Raw genomic sequence first — 20,635 nt, 5'->3', positions numbered from 1 at the left:
GTCAACCGGCGCCGCTGTGGGTCACGTCCGGTCCGGCTCGACGTCGTAGAACCCGTTGCGCTCCCACGCCCGGATCGTGGCGTGGTCCCGCTTCAGCACGGCGCGGTCGGTGTGCACCAGGTACAGCGCGCCGGGGCGGGTGAACAGGTCGCTGGTGCGACGGACGGGGTCCCCGGCGCGACCGACCGGGGCGAGGAGGCTGTGGAAGGAGGGCAGGCTGCGCATCCTGGCCCAGTCGAGATCGGACCGGAGGGTGCCGCTGACCGGGCAGATGAAACTGACGCCGAGGATCGGGCGCAGCAGCGGGGTGTCGCAGAGCGCAGCCAGGGCCAGGAAAGCGGGATCCACCAGTGCGTGAACGGTGTCGGCCACCAGGTTGCGTCCCGTGGCCCGGGTGGTGGCCGAGATGTCGAGGGTCCCCTGGAGACGGGGTGCGGTCTCGACGAGACGCGGCCCGTCCGTCGTGACGATGACCTCGGTGTGGGCCGGTCCCCAACGGATGTCCAGCGCGTCCAGGATGGACCGGACGTAGTCGATCACGAGCCCGACGCCCGGCTGATCGGCTGTCACCAGTTCCGTGTAGTCGTACACCGGGGCGCTGCCGACCAGGGTCTTTTCCGAGCGCCAGACCTCCGACACCCGGTGGCGCCCGTCCGCGCTGATGGTGTTCACCATGTACTCGTCGCCGTCGAGATGCTCCTGGAGCAGGACGACGTCGTTGACCTCCCCGTAGATGGTGCGGCTCGCGGTGAGGGCCTCCACGGCGAGCGCCACCTGCTCCGGGTCGTGGCACACGGACACGCCGTCGGTGCCACCACTGCGCAGCGGTTTGACGACCACCGTCCCACCGTGTTCGGCGGCGAGGCGGCGGGCCTCGAGAGAAGAACGGGCCGATGCGAACCAGGCAGTGGGCACGCCTGCCTCGCGCAGCGCCTGCTGCATGGCCAGCTTGTCCCGGCGGGCGGTCGAACTGTCCGCCGGATTGCGCTCCTTCAGGCCGAGGAGGTCGGCGAGCCGGTCGGCCGTTCCGGTGCCCGAGTCGGTGCCGGCGACCACCCAACCGATGCGGTACGGCTTCAGTTCGGTCAACAAGGCCGCCCAGTCGCCGCCGAAGGAGAGGCAGTCGAGGTAGTTCTCCGGCGCGAAGGTGCGCAGGTGCGCGGCGGAGCGTTCGGTGCGGTTCTCCACGTGCACGGCGTTGATGCCGAAGGCGGCGAAGGCCGGGGCCAGGAGCGCGCCGGTGGAGTGGCCGTCGACGATCACGGCGACGCGGTCGTTCATGCTGTGGATCGGCACGTGTTCACCCCGGTTCGGGAAGGACGGCGGCTTACGGAGTGGGCACCGCGGCACGGGTCCACACCGGACGGGGCACCTCGAACACGAAGCTGACCGCGGTACGCGGCTGGTCCTGTGTGAGGTTGGGGGCGGAGCGGTGCAGGATCAGACCGTCGAAGACGACAGCCGAACCGCTGCTCAGCGGGAGCGAGACCGGCGTGACTCCGGGGAACACCCGGCCCGGGTCCACCTGCGGCTCCACCGCTTCACTCGCCGGGAGATCGTCGCGTTCGCCGGTGTGCGGAAGCAGACCGTGCAGATGGGACCCGGGGACGAACTGCAGGCAGCCGTTGCTCTCGGTGGCGGCGTCCACGGCGATCCAGACGGTCATGACGCTGCGGTGGCCGGTGTCGAAGCCCGGGGGAGCGAACGCCATGTCCTGGTGCCACGGCTTCTCGGAGCCGACCTTGGGCGGCTTGGCCCACAGGAAGGAGTTGACCATCCGGACCGGGGCGCCCACGGCCGGTGTCACGACGGAGTCGACCAGGTCCAGCCTCTCCTGCAGCTCCGAGAAGTACGGCACATGGGCGTGGATCCGCTGGACCGAGCGGAGCAGCCCGGGTATGGGGGCGATACCTCGCCGCCAGGCCGCCCAGCCGCCGACACCGGAGGCCTCCAGCACGAAATCCCCGCTCGACTCGGTCAAGGCACCTGCCAGCTCGTGCAGTTCGTCGACGGCTCGGCGCAACCGCCCCAGCTCGTCGTCAGGGACGAGTCCGGGCAGCGACCGGAACCCCTGCGTCCGTAAGTCGTGAAGCTCGGTGACCTGCATCCGACACCCCCATGAAATCGAGATCCATTTCTTCTCAGCAGGGCGAGATTAGCTTCTCAATGTTAATTCCGACCAGGTCGTGGGGCGCTCCAGAGACGCTCCAGAAGTGCTCAAGGGACCGTTGACAGGGTGATAGCAGAGGTACAGGCTGAAAGGGCGGCGTGAGGAGAAATCTTCCCCGCGTCACCTTTCCATGCAAGGGAAGGAGAGGTGATCTGCCATGTCGGAGAAGGACTTCATGGGTACTCGCGAAGAGTCCCAGGACACCACGAAGTGGTAGTTCACGCGAAGGCGTGAATGAGGTAAGACCGCATTTCGCGTCTGCCCGTACGGAATTGAATTCCGTACGGGCAGCGTCGTCACAAGGAGGCATGGATGATCGGTCACCTGATATCGCACACGATCGAATTGCCGGTCGACCTGTTGGACATCGATGACTCCGACGACACTCGCTACTGGGCGTCGATCCGTTCCGTCGTCGCCCGGGCAGAGGAGATGGCAGGCTCGGCCGACGGCATGCTGCTCCTGGTCAGTCTTGTCGCGAAGCACCCCGAGTGGCCGGTGCGCGCGGCCGCTGTCCGGCTCCTCGCCACGCATCACCTGGGCGATGCCACGGCGGAGTCCGCCGTGGCCGCCGGTACCCACGATCCTGTCGACTGGGTCGCCTTCACCGCCTTGAAGGTCATCACCGACCACCGGATCCGCACCGCCGTGCCCGACCTGATCCGCATTTCCGGGTGGCCCAGCAACTTCACGCGTTCCGAATTCTCCAGGAAGCCGGTCGGCTGCGGAGCGGCCTTCACCAAGCGGGCGTTGCTCACCATCTTCGGCACCCGGGACACGGCTGAACTCCGCCGACTTGAGGACGATTTCTTTTCGGACATGCGGGAGCGCGTCGCGGCACAACGGAAGCGCCCGCGAAAGAACACCGACGTGGTTCTGGTGCAGGCCGGCCCCTTTATCGCCGGTTCGCCGAACACCGATTCCGGCCCGTTCCGCATGACGCAGGACGACAGTGTGCTGCGCGCCGTAGACCTTCCAGCATTTCTCATCGATCGCACCACCGTGACCAACGCGCGGTACAGGGAGTTCCTGGAAGAGATCGGGGATTCCGCCGAATTCGACCACCCGGACCAGCCGACCGACCGGTCCCACCGGCCCGTGCACTGGCACGACGCAAGGATCAACGCGCCCGGGATGCCGATCGTCGGCATCGACTGGTACGACGCCTACGCCTTCGCGAACTGGGCGGGCGGAACGCTGCCGAGCGAACTCCAGTGGGAGAAGGCCGCGCGCGGCGTCGACGGCCGCAGCTACCCGTGGGGCGAGTCCTGGGAGCCGGAGCGGGTGAACTTCGTCGAGCGGACGTACGGCACCGAGGTGCACGACCTGGACTCGCTGGAAGCCCTCCTGGTCACCACCACCCACGACGACACGCCCCCGCACCCCCTGATGGAGTCCGACAGCCTCCCCGAGGGCGCCAGTCCGTACGGGGTGCTGCACATGTCCGGCAACGTGTGGGAACTGACCCGGACGAACTTCTACACCGGTGACGACATGGACCCGTTCTTCAAGGGACGGCACCCGGCGGAGTTCATGAACCGCAAGGACGCCTTCCATGTGCTGCGCGGCGGTACATGGACCTCTCCGCAGGCGTGCCTGACCACGTACTACCGGGGCAAGGACCTCATCACCGACCGCCACAACGAGGTCGGCTTCCGCTGCGCCTACGAGGTGACCGGCTGATGCGGCTGACATCCCTGGGCCATGCCGCCGTCCTCGTCGAGACCGGCAGCGAACGCATCCTCGTCGACCCCTGGCTGACCCAGCGTCTGGACCGCTTCTGGGAGCACCATCCGGCCCTGCCGGACGGTCTGGAGCACGTCCTGGACGAGGGGGTGGACTGCATCGTCTTCAGCCACCACCACTTCGACCACCATCACTTTCCCTCGCTGGCCCGGCTCCAGGACGGCGTCGACGTCGACTTCGACGACAGCCCGCGCCGCGCTCCGGACATCACCTGCGTGTATCCCGTCGGGCGGGTCCCCCCGACGCTGACCGCCTCCGGGCTCGGCCATCAGGCCATCGCCTGGACGCTGCGCCGACTCGGGTTCGAGCGGCTGCACCCGGTGACTCCCGGGGACACGGTCACACTCGCCGGGGCGACCCTGCGCACCTTCGTCTCCGACGTGCCCTTCCCGGAGATGAGCGTGCTGATCGAGACCGCCGACGGCACGGCCATGCTGTGCGGCGACTCCCTGCTGCACGACTCCACGGTGGAGTTCCTGGAGCGCCCTGAAGCGCCGCGCATCGACATCGCGTTCGTGCCGGCGCACAGCATCTCGCCGCCGGGAGTCCTCACCGAACGCAGGCCGCTCATCGACCCCGAGGCGCCGCTGGCCCGAGCGAGGGCCAACTTCGACCGCTACACCGACGTGCTGTCGGCGACGACCACCGTGCCCTCGTCCTTCGGCTGGAAGGTCAGCGGCGACGGCGAACAGGACTACACGTGGTGCAACCGCACCATCTTCCCGTTCAGCCCCACCGACGCCCTGCGCCGACTGCGCGAACGCGGCCGTGACGGCCTGCTGTGGGGGCCGGGCCAGGTCATCGAGGTGTCGGACGGCAAGGCCGTACTCACCGACGACGGCCTGATCCCGGCGGACGGCTACGACTTCGACAGCGTCTACGCCGAGGTCGCGTTCGACCCACAGGCGCATGTCCCGGCCTTCGACCCCGCAGCCGACCGCTACGGCCGGCAGACGCGCGGCTGCGAGGAACTCCTGGGAGAGCTCCTCGACCGGCTCGTGGCCACGGACTTCTGGTATCGGGCGCTGGACAGCGGGACCGCGCAGCACGTCATCTCGCTGCACGAGGACGGCGGCACACAGACCGCCTTCCTCCTCGACCCGGTGGCCGGTCGGATCGTCCGCCTGGGGAAGGGGGCGGCGCGCGAGCACCTCTTCGGCGGCGAGAGCTGGACCGAGATCGCCGCGTCCACCCTCCAGGCACTGCTCGAAGCGCATCTGCTGTTCGGCAGCTCCTACAGCCTCTGGGCGAGCAACAGCAATCTGCTGTCCGCGGTCTTCCACCACCCCTCCTACTACACCCGCCATGTGGAGCGCGAACTTCAGGAGTCGGACGGCACATGAGCGCCCCGGACGTCGTCGCCCTCGACCACGACAGCGCCTGCTTACGCGGCAACCCGCTGGGCGACCCACACCGGCGCCGCGTCGAGGTGCATCTGCCGCCAGGCTACGACGAGACCCGCCGATACCCGGTGATCTACTGGCTGACCGGCTACGGAGCCCGTCCCACGCTCACCGGGCAGGCACTGGCGTTCGGCGACTCGCCCGGCGGGCTCATCCACCGGGCGATGGCAGACGGCCGAGTGCCGCCCGCGCTGCTCGTCGTACCGGACTGCACCACCGCCTACGGCGGATCGCAGTTCATCAACTCCGCCACTTCCGGCCGGTACCTGGACCATCTCGCCGAGGTCGTCGCGGAAGTGGACCGACGGCTGCCCACACGGCCGGACGCCACCTGGCGCGCCGTCGCAGGCAAGTCCAGCGGCGGATACGGAGCGCTCGTCGCAGCGATGACGACCGACCTGTTCGGCGCGGCACTCGCTCATTCACCCGACGCCGGCTTCGAGTACACGTATCTGCCGCTGCTGCCCCGCACCCTGGACGCCGTGGCCGCGGCGGGCGGCATCGACGCACTGCTGGCCCGCCGCTCCGACGGCCCGCACGACGCGACCTTCATGGTGGCGATGAGCATCATCGCGATGGGCATGTGCTACGGCGACAAACCCGGCCTGGCACCGGCGGAGGCCCTGCCCTGCGACCCGTCGACCGGCGACTTCCGCGACGAGGTCTGGCACCGCTGGCTCACGCACGACCCGGTGCGGATGGTGCCGGCCCACCGCGACCGACTGGCCGCTCTGCGGCTGCTGTACGTCGATGTCGGCGCCCGGGACGACTACGCCATGCACTGGGGGGCGCGAGCGCTGCACTCCGCCCTCGACCGCCACGGCGTGCGCCACATCTACCGGGAACACGAGGGCGGCCATCACGGGATCGAGACCCGGTTCGCCGACTCACTCGCCGAACTCACCCAGGTGTGGCGATCCGGAACGGAGACACGCTGAATGTGCGGAATCGCAGGCTTCATCAGCCTGGACGGGCCCCGCGACCGACCATGGCTGACCCATCTCGGCACGACCTTGACGACAGCCATGGCCCACCGCGGCGAGAGCGCCGCGGCCCCGTACGTCTCGGCCGACGGCACGGTGATGCTGGCCTGTGTCCGGCTCGCCGTACGGGACCGCTCCGCCGCGGGCGACCAGCCCATGGCCAGTCCGGACGGCCGGGTCGTCCTGGTGCACAACGGAGAGGTGTACGGGTCCCGGTCACCGGCACCGCCGCCCTGGCCCACCCGCACCTCCTGCGACACCGAGTTCATCCTCCAGCAGGTCAGCCGCGCCGACGATCCCGCGACCGTGCTGCGGCCGCTGGACGGGATGTTCGCGCTCGCCTGGCACGACAACCACAGCGGACGTACCGTCCTGGCCAGGGACCACTTCGGGATCAAACCTCTGGTCTACACGTACACCGACGGGGGTGTGCTGTTCGCCTCCGAGCCGGGAGCCTTGCTGAGCACCGGTCTGGTGGCGGCCGAGACGGACCCCGAGGAGTTCGTTCTGCGGGCCTGGGTCCGGATGGACGCGGCCGACGACCGGACCTGGCTGCGCGGCGTACGGGCCCTGCAGCCCGCCGAGTACCTCGTACTGGACCCACCGCACGCGCGCACCCATCGCTACTGGCTGCCCGAGCCCGAGGACACCCCGGTGACCGCCGAGGAGATCAGAGCGGCCTTCGACGCGTCGGTCAGCCGGGCGAGCGTGTCCGACGTCCCCCGCGCGGCGGTGCTCAGCGGCGGCGTGGACAGCTCGGCCGTCCTCGCCGGCCTGCGCGCCGCGGACGTCCCCGCCCACCCCTACGTACTGCGCTACCAGGACGGCATCGGCGGCTCGGGCGACGACGTCGAGCACGCCCAGGTGGTGGCGCGGCGCCTGGGGCTGCCCATGACGGTGTGTGAACTGGACCGCGAGACCGCCGCCGAGCTGGTCCCGGCTCTCCCACAACGGCTGATGCGCCCGCTCCTGCACGGCGCCGAACTGGCCATGCACCGCCTCTACCAGAAGGTCGCCGAGAACGGGCAGGTCGTCGTCTACTCCGGACACGGCGCCGACGAGATGTGGGGCTACCAGGACGGCCGCTACTTCCCCGTGGTCGACCCCGCCGCACCCACGCACGTGCACGGCCGCCACTACCTGACCCACCATCTCCATCCCGACGAACGCCCCGCCTGGGCACGGCTGGTGGAATGGCTGGCGCAGGGACTGGACGTCGACATGGCCGCCGTCCGCGAGCAGGTGTGGGAACGGGTCATGGGCGAATACCGAGCGCTGGACACCCTCGACCCGGTCAAACGCGGGCGCCTCCATCTGATGCGGCGGTTCCTGGTCTACGTCAACGACATGGTCGACGCCACGTCGTCCACCTTCACCCTTGAGGACCGGCCCGTCTTCCAGGACGTGACCCTGGCCGAACTCGCCTTCCGCTGTCCCGAGCACCTGAAGAACACCGGTGAGCCCGGCAGCCACAAGGAGCTGCTGAAGTCGGCGCTGACCGACCTGCTGCCCACCTCCGTGCTGCGCCGGAGCAAGCAGGGCTTCCCTTCGCCCACCGACACCGGCTACCGACGCAGACTCCTCGACCTTGCCGACGCGCACGGACGGCCGTTCGGCCTGCCTCCGCTTCCGCCGGGCCTGAGGGAAGAACTGGGCGTGGGCGAATGGATGTTCCTCGCATCCAGCGCCGCCTGGCTGGAGCACCTCGGCACGCTTCGGACGGGCCACACGGCGTCCGCTGCGGGTGCGATCCCCCTGGGCGCCGGTATCGGCGCCGCCCCATGACGACCGACATCAGGAGCCAGAGTGAACAGCCAAGCCGTACCAGACGTGCCCGGTTGGGTCTGGAGGACTGTGCCGGAAGCGGCGGATCTGCCTTCGGCTCCCGCAGCCATGGAACCGGAGAAGGCCCAGGAGTGGTGCAACTTCGTGCTGTGGCGCCCGACCGAACTGCCGGAGGACTGCGAGGTCGCCTGCGGCACACTCCGGCAGGAGGCGCCCGCCGGGCGTAACGGGAACACCGCCGGACGCACTCCGTGGAGCCCCGCCAATCCGGCCGCATACCGGACGGAGATCGCCGGGCGGGAACGGCGCTTGCGCATCAAGCAGTTCCTGTACGACTGGGCCTTCCCGGCGGTGGACCACCCCTGCCTGTGGGGGAGCGAGGCACGCCCCTTCGGTATCGGTGATGGCCGGGTCGTGTGGCTGGGCACCGACTACCTGCGCAACGTGGCCGCCAGTGCCCGCCTGGCCCGTACCACGATTGAACTGTCCGTACTGGACGGCGAGTTCAGCGACGAGGAACTCGTCTCGATCTACCGAGGACTGCGGCCGGCCGACGGGGACGCGGTGCAACGTGTGCTCTGCACCCCCTTCTCGGAGCTGAGCTACTGGGCCCGCCACCCGGTCGACATGGTCTCGGTCCCGACCGGCGTCTTCGTCTTCCACCGGCAAGGCGGGCCGAACGAGGGCGAATGGCTGTCTCCCGAGGCCGTCCCCGGGTTCCTGGCCGGACACGGCGTGCCCGAGACAGTGCTCGGCTTCCGGGCCGACAGTGCCGCGATCTTCGCGGACGGCGAAGGCCGACGCGAACTGGAGGTGGTGTACAGCTCACCCGCCTCCGGTGGCAGCGAACTCCGGCTGATCGTGCAGGCCACCGGGCGGGGCCGACTGCAGTTCCCGCCACGCCCGGACAAGCACCCGGCACAGACGGAGACGCTCGAACTGGCCGGGCACACCATCCATCTCGGCTACGTCCACGCGGACTTCGGCGCCTGCGACGCCCAGTGGCAGGACACCGCGGCCGCCCTGGACCTGAAGCTGCTGGGAAGCGCCGGGGCGGCCCTCGGCAAGGACGGGTTCCTCAGGCACGTCGAGCAAGTGATCGGGCGGCTACGGCTGTCCGGTGACTCGGAGTTGCTGCGATGAGCGAGGGCGCGCCATGACCACGCAGGCGATCGCGGGCAGCGGGACGAGCGACGAACGCCGGATCCTCGACCCGTCCACCGGGCACCCCGTTACCAGCCTGCCGGACACCGGCGGGCAGGAAGCGGAGCACCTGCTCGCACGGGCCGACGACGCCTTCCGCAACGGGTGGGGCACCGCCTCACCTACGGAACGGTCGCGTCGGCTGCACGAGTTGGCCGGCCTCCTGCGCGACCGACGCACCGAGTTCGCGACGCTGGAACGCATGAACGCGGGCAAGCCCACCGCGCGTGCCGAAGGCGAAGTGGACTTCGCGGCCCAGGTCCTGGACTGGTTCGCGACCGTCGCGCGATACCCGGTCGGCGAGGTACATCCGGCAGCGCCCGGCAGGAGGACCTACACCGACCGGGTGCCCGTCGGGGTGTGCGTGGCGATCTGCCCGAACAACTACCCGCTCCTGATGGCCGTCTGGAAGGTGGCAGCCGCGCTCGCGTACGGCAACACGGTCGTCGTCAAGCCTGCGCCCGAGACCCCGCTGTCCGTGCGCCGCCTCGTCGAACTGGCCGGCGACATCCTGCCGGACGGTGTGCTCGGCGCGGCGTACGGCGGTGCGCGCACCGGCCGCCGACTGTGCGGCGATCCCCGGGTCGGGATGGTGTCCTTCACCGGCTCCACGGCCGCGGGGCGCGAGGTCGCCAAGATGTGTGCCGACGGCGTCAAGCGGGTCGCCCTGGAACTGGGCGGCAAGAGCCCCATCGTGGTCTTCGCGGACGCGGACCTGGACACGGCGGCCCAGGCAGTGGTCGAGGGATTCACAGGCAACACCGGCCAGATGTGCGTGGCCGCCACCCGGCTCATCGTCGACGAGACGGTGCACGACGCGTTCGTGCGCAAGGTGGCGGAGCGGACGGCGGCGCTGGCCGTCGGAGCACCGGACGACCCGGGCACCGACCTGGGGCCCCTCATCACACGCGCGGCCGTGGAGCGGGTGGAAGCCGTGGTGGAGGAAGCCGCGAAACTGGGAGCCGCGGTGTGGCTGCCACCCGGCGAGAAGCAGGTGCGGCCGGAACCGACCAGCGCCATCGCCGACGGGTTCTTCGTCAACCCGGTGATACTGGACTCGGCGCCGTCGCACAGCCGCGCCTGGCGCGAAGAGATCTTCGGCCCCGTGCTGTCCGTCGCACGGTTCGGGACCGAGACGCAGGCGCTCGCCCTCGCACACGACACTCCTTACGGGCTGTCGGCCTCCGTGTGGACCTCGGACGCGGGTCGCGCCGAGCGTTTCGCGCAGGCGCTGCGCGCCGGCATGGTCTGGGTGAACACTTGGGGCGACACCGAGGAGTCCGTCAGCGTCGGTGGGATGGGCCAGTCCGGATACGGCCGCGAACTGGGCCTCCACGCGGCCGACGGTTACACCCGCACACGCGCCGTCTGGATCGCGCACCCTCCTGCCGGAAAGGGGTAACCCCCGTGGCGTACGACGTCGGAGACCAAGACACGGCGGCCGGGCTCGACTTCCGCAGCGACACCCGGACGATGCCCGACGCCGAGATGCGTGCGGCGATGGCAGAGGCGCGCGTCGGTGACGACGTGTACGGAGACGACCCCACGTCGTCCGCGCTGGAGCAGGAAGGCGCCCTGCTCCTCGGCACGGAGGCGGCCCTGTTCGTCCCCACCAGCACCATGGCCAACCTGCTTGCCGTACTGGCCGCGTCCGGCCCCGACTCGGCCCGACCACGGGTGATCACCGGCGCCCACAGCCATATGGCCTTCCTGGAGGACGCGGGGCTACGGCAATTCGCCGGAGCCGACCTGCTTCCCCTGGCCCAACAGCCGGACGGATTGCCGGACATCAGCCGACTGACTGAGGCGCTCACCGCCCTGCCCTCCGGCGGGCCACGGCAGCCCACCGTCGTGTGCGTGGAGAACACGAGCATGATGCACGGCGGCAGTGCCCTGGAGGCGTCGGCCGTGGGAGAGGTGGCTGATCAGGCCCGTCGGCACGGGGCGCATGTGCACCTGGACGGCGCGCGACTGGCGAACGCCGCGGTTGCACTCGACGTCCCGCCCGCGGAACTCGCACGGCCCGCCGACAGCGTGACCTTCTCCGTCTCGAAGGGCCTGGGCGCGCCTGCCGGTGCACTGCTCGGCGGGTCCTCCACGTTCGTCGCGCGCGCCCGCGAGCTGCGGGAGAGACTGGGCGGCACGCTCCATCAGGCAGGAGTGCTCGCGGCGCCCGCGCTGGTCGCCCTGCGGCGGCTGCCCGAACTGGCCGCCGATCACACCACCGCAGCGCTCCTGGCCGACCAGCTCGCCGACGTGCCGGGCGCCGAGGTGTCCTGGCCGCCGCATCCGACGAACATCGTCATGGTGAGATGCTCCGGTCTGCCTGCGGCGCAGTTCGCTGAACGGCTCGCCGACCGGGGAGTGCGAGTGCTGCCCCTTCCCGACGGCCGCGTCCGCTTCGTGGTCCACCGGGCGCACGACGCGGACTCCGCGCGCAGCGCGGCCCGAGCCGTGGCGGCCATGATCGGTTCCACGGCCGTGGCGCAACCAGGGCGCCACCCATGAGTACGGTGGTCGGCGGCCGGTCCAAGTCCGTTTAATACGACCGGAGTTCACCGGATTTCATAGGAGGAGGACAGATGGCTGCCGAAGCACCGCGCGAGTTGGCCGAGAGGCTGCGGGACACACGGAAGAAGTTGGACGAGGACGTCGACGTATGGCTGTCCACGGCGGACGCGGAGGGCCATCCGTACCTCGTCCCCGTTTCCTTCCTCTGGGACGGCACACACATCGTCGTCTCCACCGTCCGGACATCACCCACCGGCCGCAACCTGTTGGCCGGCGGCCGCGTGCGGCTCGCCCTCGGCCCCACCCGTGACGTCGTCCTCGTGGAAGGCACCGCCGAGGCGGCGGATGTGGCCGCGCTGCCTCCCGGCACGGCGGACGCCTTCGCCTCGAAGACGGGGTTCGACCCGCGCGAACTCTCCAGCCCCTACCAGTACTTCCGCATCCGCCCGGAGCGGATCCAGGCCTGGCGCGAGGCCAACGAGCTCGCGGGGCGCGAACTCATGCGCGAGGGGCGCTGGCTGGGCTGACGCGGGGGGTCACAGCTACGAGGGTCGGGCCCCGAACTCCGACGCCTTCGGCGCCCGTCACAGCATCACGTGCTTGACCTGTGTGTAGTCGAGCAGGCCCGTGAGGGAGAGGTCGCTTCCGAAGCCGGAGTGGCGTACACCGCCGTGCGGCATCGCCGACACCATCGTGCCGTGGGTGTTGACCCAGACGATGCCGGTCTGCAGCGCGCGGCTCGCCCGCATCGCGCGGTCGTGGTCGCGGGTCCAGACGCTCGCGGCGAGACCTTGGGGGACGTCGTTCGCCATAGGGAAGGCCGCGGATTCGTCGGCGAAGGGCTGGATGGTGACGACCGGGCCGAACGCCTCGCTCCGCGCGATCTCGTCCTTCTGCCGCGCCCCCGCGACCACCGTGGCCTGGTGGGAGTGGCCGGGGCGGGAGAGGGCCGCGCCGCCGGTGACGACTTCGGCGTGGTCCGGAAGGCGCTCCAACAGGCCGCATACGGAGGCGAGTTGAGCGGCGTTCGCGAGGGGGTCCGAAGTCCGCGTGGACGTCGTGGGGGGGGGCTCCGGGCAGGAGCCGTGCGGCCCGGCGGGCGAAGGTATCCACGATGGCGTCGTGGCTGCGGTGGTGGACCAGGATCCTGCTGGCGGCCGTGCAGTCCTGCCCCGCGTTGCAGAAGGAGAGGACGACAACTGCTCGACCGCGTCGTCGAGATCGCCGTCCTCGTGTATCAACACCGGTGCGTTGCCGCCCAGTTCGAGATGGAGCCGCTTGAGATCGGGGGCCGCGGCGGCGATCTCTCGTCCGGCCCGGACACATCCGGTGACGGCGACGAGGCGGACGTGGGGGTGGGTGACCAGGGACCGCCCGGGCCAGGAGGAGAGCCGAGGACGACGTCGTATCGGACGGATTGAGGACGACGGTGTTGCCGGCGGCCAGCGCGGGCGCGATCTTCCACGACCGCGTTCCTGCCCAACGGGGCCTCCTCCAAGGCCGGACTCAACCAGTCGATCTCGGATGCCGGATGGGGGGGTGTTCCTGACGATCCTGCACGCCAAGGAGAAGTTCCATTGCCTCTCGTGCGGCCATCAGGCGCACGCGGACATGGTGGGCGCCCTGAACGCTCTACGGGCCGGGCTGGCCCGTCGCAAAGTCCAACCGGCATAGCGAGAAGCCCCGGCGTCCACGCCGGGGAGGAGTCACGTATCCGGCGACCCACTGGTCGGAGCCGCAGACGTAGAACGGCGGTTCGTGGGTGCCGTGCAGCGGGCCGACCGCCATGACCTCGCCCGGCGGCCACTGGGTGACGTAGCCCTGAGTCCACAGGTCGGTGCCCCACGGCCGCAGATGGCAGGCGGTCGGTCGGAGTGCCTCGTCGCCGAACATGGCGGCCATCTCGGCCAGTGGTTCGGGGGTGCGCAGTTGGGCCGTGTCGCCGGGGCCGAACCAGTGCGGCGGCTCCCCGGCCGAGCGGCCCTCGGGTGTGGCACGGGTGATGCGGCCGGGTTCGGCGACGTGGCTGGGGACCAGTTCGAGCCGGAGTTCCTTGGCGAGTTGGAGATAAGCGGTGTGTCCGCGGCCGACCACTTCGCCACGGAGTTGGACGGTACGGCCGTCGGGTGTGCGGGTCTGCCCGACCCGGCCGCCGACGCGGTCCCGGGCCTCCAGGACGAGCACGTCGGTGCCGGCGGCGGCAAGGTCCCCGGCGGCGCAGAGCCCGGCCAGCCCGGCGCCGAGCACGATCACGTCGTGATGCTCGGCCTCCCGGACACCGTGCCGACAGACTGAACTCCCGGTCCGTCGGTGCCCGAGTCGCCGGAACGTACTGCGACGGGAACCGCGACCTGGCCGACGTACTGCGCTCGTGGCTCCAGGAGTCCCACGACACGGCAGGTTTCCAGAGAGAGACGTGATGGCCGAATGCCGTCTGTTCACGGTTGGTTGAACGCCAATATGGTGTGCGGCCTTCGCGTTGTGGGGGGTCTTGTGAACGGTCTCCGTGCGCTCATCGTCTGCCTTGTGATCGCGTGTGCCTCGGTGGTGTCGCCGGCCTCGGCCACCACGAGGGCCGCAGCTGTGACGCCGAGCTGGTCGGCGCTGCCCGTGCCGACGGCGGCCCCGCCGGTCACCGTGTCCGATCTCGCCGCCCGCGGGCCGGGCGAGGCGTGGGCGACCGGGTACGAGCAAGCCGCGGACGGACTGCGGCCGATGCTGTACCGCTGGGACGGCACGGCATGGAGCCGGGACGCCACGTTCCCCGGCGCGGGTGAGCCGGGCTGGCTCGGCAAGGTGGAGTTCGTCGGCGACGAGGTGTGGATCTTCCACAACCACGCGGGCGCGGGAGAGATCCTGCGCCGGTCGGCGGGCGGGTGGAGTGCGATCCCGCTGCCGGGGACCCTGTGGACCTACCAGGACTTCACCGCAGTGTCCGGTGGAGCGTGGGTGGTCGGTGAGGACGACACCGGGCTGAAGGTGCTGCACTACGACGGTTCCGGCTGGACCACCCAGTCCACGCCGGACGGTGTGCTGTTCCTGATGGGGGTCACCGCGCGGACGGCCACCGACGCGTGGGCGTGGGCGGACACCAGCACCGGTGTCGCCGTCCTGCGCTGGAACGGCACGCAGTGGCGGGACGCGAAGGTGCCGCTGCCACCGAACAGCAACGTGCACACGATCATGCTCGAACCGCACGGCCGGGCCACGATCGGCGGCAGCCAGTACACCGACGGCGTGGCCCGCACCTACTTGATGACCTTCAACGGGCACGCCTGGCGCACCACTTACCCACCGCTGGGCGACACCTACACCGCGGGCATGGCGCGCGGCCCCGACGGCGCGCTGTGGCTGCCGGTGCGCAGCGACCGCGCGTTCCAGTCGAAGTACGCCCGGGTCGACGGCATCCGCACCACCTTCTCCTACGGTCCGGAGCGCACAGACGCGATCGACGTCAAACCGAGTGCACTGACGAGGGCCGGATCTTCACTGATCTCCTTCGGAACCGTCGAGATATACGGCTCGAAACCGAACCTGATGAGCGAGCGGCTGGGAGGCTGACCATGACACGCAGACTTCTCGTCGCGGCCCTCGCCGCAGCCATGACCCTCATCACTCTCATCACCGTCATGACCTCGGCCGCGGCGGAAACCCTGTCCTGGCAGCACGTTCCGGTCCCGGCGCAGGTACGCCCACAGGCCGGGCTCAACGAGGCCGTGGCGTTCGGGCCGGACCGGGCGTGGGCGGTGGGGGCCGACGCCGTCGGCCGCGAGGCGCCGGGCTTCCCGCTGATGCTGCGCTGGGACGGCACCGCGTGGCAGCGCCAGAGTCTGCCCGGGATCGGCTGGCAGGGGGAGTTGCTGTCCATCGCCGCGACCTCATCGACCGCGGTCTGGGCGGTCGGCCGCGACTCGGCGGGCGGCGCCCACCTGCTCCGCTTCGGCGGCACCGCCTGGTCCGAGAGCCGGCCGCCGCACGGTGTCGTACTGACCAAAGTCGTCGTCGGCGGCGGTGAGACCTGGCTGATCGGTTCGCGGGACGGCGCGCAGGTATTGCTGCGCTGGGACGGGCGCGGCTGGCGGGACGTGCCGGTGCCGCCGGGATCCGTGTACGGCCTGCACATCCTGGCGGCCGACGACGTCTGGGCGGCAGGCACCACCGACTCGGTCGCGACGGTGTCCCACTGGAACGGTCAGGTCTGGCAGCAGACGATCGTGGACGGGTTTCCGCGCTCGGCCGTGAGCAGCGTTCTGGCGGTGTCGCCGACGGAGGTGTGGGCGGGCGGCACGGCCGGGTTCGTCGGCGGCCCGCCGGGCCGGCCGATTCCTCCCTTGCTGGTCCGCTGGGACGGGCAGGCGTGGAGCCATGTGACCGTGCCCACCGATTTCGGCTCGATCAGCTCGCTGGCGCCCACCTCGTCCGGTGCGCTGGGCTGGGTCTCGGTGGCCCGCTCGCAGAAGTGGGGCCCGCCCGGCAGTAATCCGCCGCTCGTCCCAGGGCCGGACTTCCTTGCCTGGAACGGACAGTCGTTCACCGAGTACAGCGAACCGGCGGTGGCGGGGGAGGGCGACTCCTCGGTGCTGCGGCTGGCCCCGGTACCGGGCACGACGACGGTCTGGTCGGTCGGCCGAGCCGACGGTCCCGAGGGCACCTTCGCACCGCGCATTCTGCGGTTCGGCTGAGTACGCCCAGGGTTCAGCGCGGATTCACCCAGCCCGGTACCCAGGTCCCGGCCGCGTCCTGGCCGGCCGTTGCGGCGGCGAGATGGTCGCGGAGGGTGGCCAGCGCCGGGTGGGGGTTGTCGCGGTGCCACAGGAGCGAGTGCGGGTAGACGGGTGTCGGATCGGTCACCGGGATACGGCGCAGGCCGTGGCCGGCGGGCCAGACCAGACGGGTGTGCTCGCCCATGAAGGTGGCCAGGGCCGGGGTGTCGGCGACGGTGTCGAGGAGCGCGTCGGAGCCGAAGTTGGGGCCGGTCGCCTCGATGGTGAGGCCGAACTCGGCGACGAGGTCGTCGTAGTAGGCGGTCCACTCGGTTCCGGGGGCGAGGCCGGGCATCCAGATCCGGTGCCCGGCGAGCTGAGCGACGGTCACCGAGCGGGCGCCCGCCAGTGCGTGGGCGGGTCCGGTGAGGAGTTGGAGCGGCTCGTCGAGCACCCGGACGGACTCGATGTCGTCGGGAAGGGGCCGGCCGGGCACGGTGACGGCGCGGAACGACGCGTCGATCTCACCTGACCGGATGGCGGCGACGGCCGTCTCGATGTCGAACAGCCACATCACGTCGAGCTCGATCTCGGGGTGCGCGCGGTGGAAACCGCGCATCAGGCCCGACGCCGCGCCGCGCGAGGCGATGATGTCGACGCGCAGCGGACGGCGGCCGGTGCGCACGGATGCGACCGCGCGCTCGGCGACGCGCAGCAGTTCGCGGGCATGGGGCAGGAACGCCTGCCCGTCGATGGTGAGCTGCGCACCGCGCGCGGTGCGGGTGAACAGGCGCACGTCGAGGTCGCGCTCCAGCGCGGCGATGCGCTTGGAGACGGCCTGCTGGGTGACCGCCAGTTCGGCGGCGGCCTCCTGGAACTGCCCCGTGTCGGCGGCGGCGACGAAGGTCCGGACGGTGTCTAGGTCCATGCCGACACCCTAGGGGTACAACCGTTGGTTGTGGCCGGCCGCTCTGCGGTTGTTTGATCCCTGGTGGTGGTGCTCGCTTTGATACTTCCGATCGCGGATCGGTTGTGCGGAGCGAGTGGTGGGGGAGACGGGCATGGGGAGCGGGCACCGGCTGGGGCAGCTGCGCGGACATCGGCTGGGGCGGCAGTTCGGGTGGCTCTGGGGAGCGTACGGGACCAGCGCGCTCGGGACATGGCTGGCCTTCGGTGCCTTCCCGCTCATCGCCGTCCGGGTGCTGCACGCGGGACCGGCCGAGGTCGCCGCGCTCGCCTCCGTGGGGTCCGCGGTGGGTGCGGCCGTGGCGGTGCCGCTCGGCCCGTGGGTGGAGTTCCGCCGCAAGCGGCCGGTGCTGATCGCAATGGACCTGGTGCGGTTCGCGGCGCTGCTGACGATCCCCGGCGCGTTCGCGCTCGGCATGCTCACCTTCCTTCAGCTGCTGCTGGTCTCGGTCGTCGTCGCGGCGGCCGACATCACCTTCCGTGCCGCCTCCGGCGCATACCTGAAGACGCTGCTGCCGACCGAGGACCTACTGGTCGCCAACGCCCGGTTCGAGTCCACGGCCTGGACGACCACGATCATCGGACCGCCGCTGGGCGGCGCGGCGATCGGGCTCCTCGGCCCGGTCGCGACGGTGGTGGCCGACGCGGTCAGCTACCTGCTCTCGGCCCTCGGTATCCGCGCGATGGGCAGGCACGAGCCACCGCCCAAGCGCCGGGAGGGCACGCGCATGCGGGCCGGGGACCTGCTCGACGGGTGGCGGTACATCCTCGCCGACGCGTCGCTGCGTCCGCTGTTCTTCAACACCGCCCTGTTCAACGGCTTGGTGATGGCCACCCAGCCGCTGCTGGCCGTCCTGATGCTCGGCCGGCTCGGGTTCACACCGTGGCAGTACGGTCTCGCCTTCGCCGCGCCCTCGATCGGCGGGCTGCTCGGTTCACGGCTGGCCCGGCCGCTCGTCAACCGGTTCGGGCAGAACCAGGTCCTGGTCGTCGCAGGCTCGCTGCGGGCCGTCTGGCCCGTCGGCCTGGCCTTCCTCGGGCCGGGGACCGGCGGGCTGCTGCTGGTCATGGGCGTCGAACTCGGACTGATCTTCTGCTGCGGGGTCTTCAACCCCGTCTCCGCCAGCTACCGCCTGGAGCGCACCGCGACCGACCGGGTCGCCCGCACGCTGTCCGCCTGGGCGGTGACGACCAAGGCCTCGACCGCGCTGCTGACGGCCGCCTGGGGCGTGCTGGGCGGCCTGCTCGGCCTGCGCACGGCCATCGGTCTGGCCGGGGTGCTCCTGCTGGCGACCCCGCTGCTGCTGCCCCGCCGCGCGGCAGCGCTTCCCTCCGAGCCGGAGCCGGCACCGAACCGCGCCTGACCGGCCCCCGCCACTCCGGGACTACGAACGGCAGGTGCCGCACTGCGAAGCGCTCGTCACCCGGGCAGCCATCACGCTGTCGGGGAAGGCCGCGGTCCGCTAGGCAAGTTCTTGGGCGAATCACGCCTGAGGTTTGTGCCTCCGGATCCATGGACGGAAGCGGAGCTCTCGGGCGATGTTCACCAGCTGATTCCCGCCGCCACCGGCAGGTGGTCGCTGCCGGTGGCCGGTAGCAGCCAGGAGCTCTCCGGTTTCACGCCACGGACCAGGATCTGATCGATCCGCACCATCGGGAACTTCGCCGGATAGCTGAAGCCAAAGCCGTCCCCGGCCTCGTCCTGGGCCGAGTCCAGCTGCGAGGTGATGGCGTCGAATGCGCGGTCGTCCGTGGTGCCGTTGAGGTCGCCGAGCAGCACCACCCGCTTGTTCTGCTCGGCGGCGATGGCCTCGCCGAGCGCCTGCGCGTTCCTGTCCCGCGAGTCCGTCCAGAAGCCCGCCCGGGGATTCACCCGTACGGACCCCAGGTGGGCCACATACACGGTAAGGGGCCCCTGGTCCGTGGCCACCGTGGTGCGCAGCGCCCGGTTGTAGGGCAGCTTGACGTCGGCCGACTTGCTGTCCCCCAGCGGCCCGACGTCCTGCTTGATGTCCACCGGCCGGGTGTCCGACAGCGGCAGCTTGCTCCACAGCCCGACCGTGCCCTGCACCGAGTGGTACGGGTACGCCTTCGCCAACTCCTTCTCGTACGTGCCCCTGGCCTGCGAGGTGATCTCCTCCAGTGCCAGCACCTCCGCCCCGGAGGCGGCCAGGTCGCGGGCGGTGCCGGCCGGGTCGGAGTTGTCGGCGCCGACGTTGTGGCTGACCACGGTGAGGTCGCCGCCCGGGTGGGACTTGTCGCCGAGCAGCCCGCCGAAGAGGCTCAGCCACGCCATGACCGGCAGCAGCAGCGCGACCACCGCGGAGGCGGAGCGGCGCCACAGCGCCCCGGCCAGCAGCACAGGAACGAACAGGCCGAACCATGGCAGGAAGGTCTCCACCAGGCTGCCGACGCCCCCGTAGTCCGTGATCTTCGCGTGCAGGAGCATGAGCAGGCCGAGCAGCAGCGCCAGCGCCGCAAGCACCGGGCCGCGCTTCCAGGGGCCCGGACGGGAGCCGGCGCGGATCAGGCGGCGGACGCCCGCGCGCCAGGTCCCGGCGCCGGAGTCCCGGCGGCCGGCGCCGCCTAGTCCGATCTCCGCCGTGTCCACCTGCGCCATCGTCTGTCCTCGCTCGCTGCCGGTCACTGCTGCATCCTCGGGTCTTGGGTGGGGGTGGCATACATATGCGGGCAACCGTGATCCATGGCATCGGTGTGCAGTTCGTAGTGCCAGGGTTCGTTGAGGCATATCTGGCACAGCCCGTACTCGGCGCCATGCCTGGACAGCCGCTCCGTCGCATCGGAGTGCCCGATGTCGACCGCGTCCCCCGACACGTGGGGGGACGTCGCCGCAGTGGCCACCCATCGGGCGGCCTCGTCCTCGGACCCGTATGCCGAGACCGCCTCGCGAAGAAGCTGATCTTGGTATTCCGGGGAACGCCAGCCGCTGTTGACGTAGAAGTCGACTCCGTCGGCCTCGTCAGGCGCACCACGGTGCTCACTGCGATGAGTGTTCAAGAGTGACGCGGAAGAGGAGGGCGGTGAGGACGAGGACCGCGATAACCGGTAGCCGAGGGCTGCGATGATCACCGCTAAGTCGACCATGAGGCCGACGAGAAGGTGTCGGCGAATCCGGCGGGTCTTTGTGCGTGCAGATGGAGAGGT

At 70.6% G+C, this 20,635-nt stretch carries 18 protein-coding genes and 2 pseudogenes; 12 read left to right on the top strand and 8 right to left on the bottom strand.

Annotated elements, in window-relative coordinates; all coding sequences use genetic code 11:
- Nucleotides 1-21: 21 nt before the first annotated feature.
- Nucleotides 22-1,296 (bottom strand): ATP-grasp domain-containing protein, encoded by a 1,275-nt coding sequence (locus tag AB5J56_RS02785; RefSeq protein WP_369229636.1) that lies wholly within the window; start codon nucleotides 1,294-1,296, stop codon nucleotides 22-24.
- Nucleotides 1,297-1,327: 31 nt separating this feature from the next.
- Nucleotides 1,328-2,107, bottom strand: coding sequence for a phytanoyl-CoA dioxygenase family protein (locus tag AB5J56_RS02780; RefSeq protein ID WP_369229634.1), 780 nt, complete (start codon nucleotides 2,105-2,107; stop codon nucleotides 1,328-1,330).
- Between the two features lie 375 nt (nucleotides 2,108-2,482).
- On the opposite strand from AB5J56_RS02780, the gene AB5J56_RS02775 reads away from it, so the two are divergent.
- From AB5J56_RS02775 to AB5J56_RS02740, 8 genes are all read left to right on the top strand, one after another.
- Complete coding sequence (locus AB5J56_RS02775) at nucleotides 2,483-3,853, top strand: SUMF1/EgtB/PvdO family nonheme iron enzyme (protein WP_369229632.1); 1,371 nt, start codon at nucleotides 2,483-2,485, stop codon at nucleotides 3,851-3,853.
- Complete coding sequence (locus AB5J56_RS02770) at nucleotides 3,853-5,259, top strand: MBL fold metallo-hydrolase (protein WP_369229630.1); 1,407 nt, start codon at nucleotides 3,853-3,855, stop codon at nucleotides 5,257-5,259. Before AB5J56_RS02775 ends, AB5J56_RS02770 begins: the two co-directional genes overlap by 1 nt.
- Nucleotides 5,256-6,257: an alpha/beta hydrolase-fold protein gene (locus AB5J56_RS02765; RefSeq protein ID WP_369229629.1), complete on the top strand. Its 1,002-nt coding sequence runs from the start codon at nucleotides 5,256-5,258 to the stop codon at nucleotides 6,255-6,257. Before AB5J56_RS02770 ends, AB5J56_RS02765 begins: the two co-directional genes overlap by 4 nt.
- Nucleotides 6,258-8,087 (top strand): asparagine synthetase B, encoded by a 1,830-nt coding sequence (locus AB5J56_RS02760; protein ID WP_369229627.1) that lies wholly within the window; start codon nucleotides 6,258-6,260, stop codon nucleotides 8,085-8,087.
- A gap of 108 nt (nucleotides 8,088-8,195) precedes the next feature.
- On the top strand, nucleotides 8,196-9,230 hold the full coding sequence (locus AB5J56_RS02755) for a hypothetical protein (RefSeq protein ID WP_369229625.1): 1,035 nt from the start codon (nucleotides 8,196-8,198) through the stop codon (nucleotides 9,228-9,230).
- A 13-nt stretch (nucleotides 9,231-9,243) separates the two neighbouring features.
- Entirely contained in the window at nucleotides 9,244-10,692 is a 1,449-nt protein-coding gene (locus AB5J56_RS02750; protein ID WP_369229623.1) for an aldehyde dehydrogenase, read from the top strand.
- Between the two features lie 5 nt (nucleotides 10,693-10,697).
- Nucleotides 10,698-11,798, top strand: a complete 1,101-nt coding sequence (locus AB5J56_RS02745; RefSeq protein WP_369229621.1) for a low specificity L-threonine aldolase — start codon at nucleotides 10,698-10,700, stop codon at nucleotides 11,796-11,798.
- A 74-nt stretch (nucleotides 11,799-11,872) separates the two neighbouring features.
- Nucleotides 11,873-12,328 carry a pyridoxamine 5'-phosphate oxidase family protein gene (locus AB5J56_RS02740; protein ID WP_369229619.1) on the top strand — a complete coding sequence of 152 codons (456 nt, stop codon included), beginning with the start codon at nucleotides 11,873-11,875 and terminating at the stop codon, nucleotides 12,326-12,328.
- Nucleotides 12,329-12,385: 57 nt separating this feature from the next.
- On the opposite strand, the gene AB5J56_RS02735 is transcribed toward AB5J56_RS02740, so the two are convergent.
- Complete coding sequence (locus AB5J56_RS02735) at nucleotides 12,386-12,796, bottom strand: aldehyde dehydrogenase family protein (protein WP_369229617.1); 411 nt, start codon at nucleotides 12,794-12,796, stop codon at nucleotides 12,386-12,388.
- A 109-nt stretch (nucleotides 12,797-12,905) separates the two neighbouring features.
- Nucleotides 12,906-13,247, bottom strand: a pseudogene (locus AB5J56_RS02730) (aldehyde dehydrogenase family protein); the annotation flags it as partial.
- Between the two features lie 26 nt (nucleotides 13,248-13,273).
- Here AB5J56_RS02730 and AB5J56_RS02725 point away from each other — a divergent pair.
- A pseudogene (locus AB5J56_RS02725) lies at nucleotides 13,274-13,475 on the top strand (RNA-guided endonuclease TnpB family protein); the annotation flags it as partial.
- Here AB5J56_RS02725 and AB5J56_RS02720 read toward each other — a convergent pair.
- Nucleotides 13,434-14,054 carry an FAD-dependent oxidoreductase gene (locus AB5J56_RS02720; protein ID WP_369229615.1) on the bottom strand — a complete coding sequence of 207 codons (621 nt, stop codon included), beginning with the start codon at nucleotides 14,052-14,054 and terminating at the stop codon, nucleotides 13,434-13,436. The pseudogene AB5J56_RS02725 and the gene AB5J56_RS02720 sit on opposite strands and share 42 nt — an antisense overlap.
- A 240-nt stretch (nucleotides 14,055-14,294) precedes the next feature.
- On the opposite strand from AB5J56_RS02720, the gene AB5J56_RS02715 reads away from it, so the two are divergent.
- Nucleotides 14,295-15,362: a hypothetical protein gene (locus AB5J56_RS02715; RefSeq protein ID WP_369229613.1), complete on the top strand. Its 1,068-nt coding sequence runs from the start codon at nucleotides 14,295-14,297 to the stop codon at nucleotides 15,360-15,362.
- A 2-nt stretch (nucleotides 15,363-15,364) separates the two neighbouring features.
- Nucleotides 15,365-16,483, top strand: a complete 1,119-nt coding sequence (locus tag AB5J56_RS02710; protein ID WP_369229611.1) for a hypothetical protein — start codon at nucleotides 15,365-15,367, stop codon at nucleotides 16,481-16,483.
- 13 nt (nucleotides 16,484-16,496) lie between these two features.
- On the opposite strand, the gene AB5J56_RS02705 is transcribed toward AB5J56_RS02710, so the two are convergent.
- Nucleotides 16,497-17,432 carry a LysR family transcriptional regulator gene (locus AB5J56_RS02705; RefSeq protein WP_369229609.1) on the bottom strand — a complete coding sequence of 312 codons (936 nt, stop codon included), beginning with the start codon at nucleotides 17,430-17,432 and terminating at the stop codon, nucleotides 16,497-16,499.
- Between the two features lie 133 nt (nucleotides 17,433-17,565).
- Between AB5J56_RS02705 and AB5J56_RS02700 the strand changes: the two genes are divergently transcribed.
- Nucleotides 17,566-18,834, top strand: a complete 1,269-nt coding sequence (locus AB5J56_RS02700) for an MFS transporter (protein ID WP_369229607.1) — start codon at nucleotides 17,566-17,568, stop codon at nucleotides 18,832-18,834.
- 179 nt (nucleotides 18,835-19,013) lie between these two features.
- Here the strand turns inward: AB5J56_RS02700 and AB5J56_RS02695 are convergent, their stop codons facing one another.
- Together AB5J56_RS02695 and AB5J56_RS02690 are read right to left on the bottom strand one after the other, a co-directional pair.
- On the bottom strand, nucleotides 19,014-20,090 hold the full coding sequence (locus tag AB5J56_RS02695) for an endonuclease/exonuclease/phosphatase family protein (RefSeq protein WP_369242325.1): 1,077 nt from the start codon (nucleotides 20,088-20,090) through the stop codon (nucleotides 19,014-19,016).
- 23 nt (nucleotides 20,091-20,113) lie between these two features.
- Nucleotides 20,114-20,575 (bottom strand): D-alanyl-D-alanine carboxypeptidase family protein, encoded by a 462-nt coding sequence (locus AB5J56_RS02690; protein WP_369229605.1) that lies wholly within the window; start codon nucleotides 20,573-20,575, stop codon nucleotides 20,114-20,116.
- Nucleotides 20,576-20,635 lie beyond the last annotated feature (60 nt).

The sequence above is a fragment of the Streptomyces sp. R21 genome (assembly GCF_041051975.1).
Classification (GTDB): Bacteria; Actinomycetota; Actinomycetes; order Streptomycetales; family Streptomycetaceae; genus Streptomyces.
The sequence above is the reverse complement of the archived record's forward strand: the minus strand, read 5'-3'. Positions and strand labels throughout refer to the sequence as shown.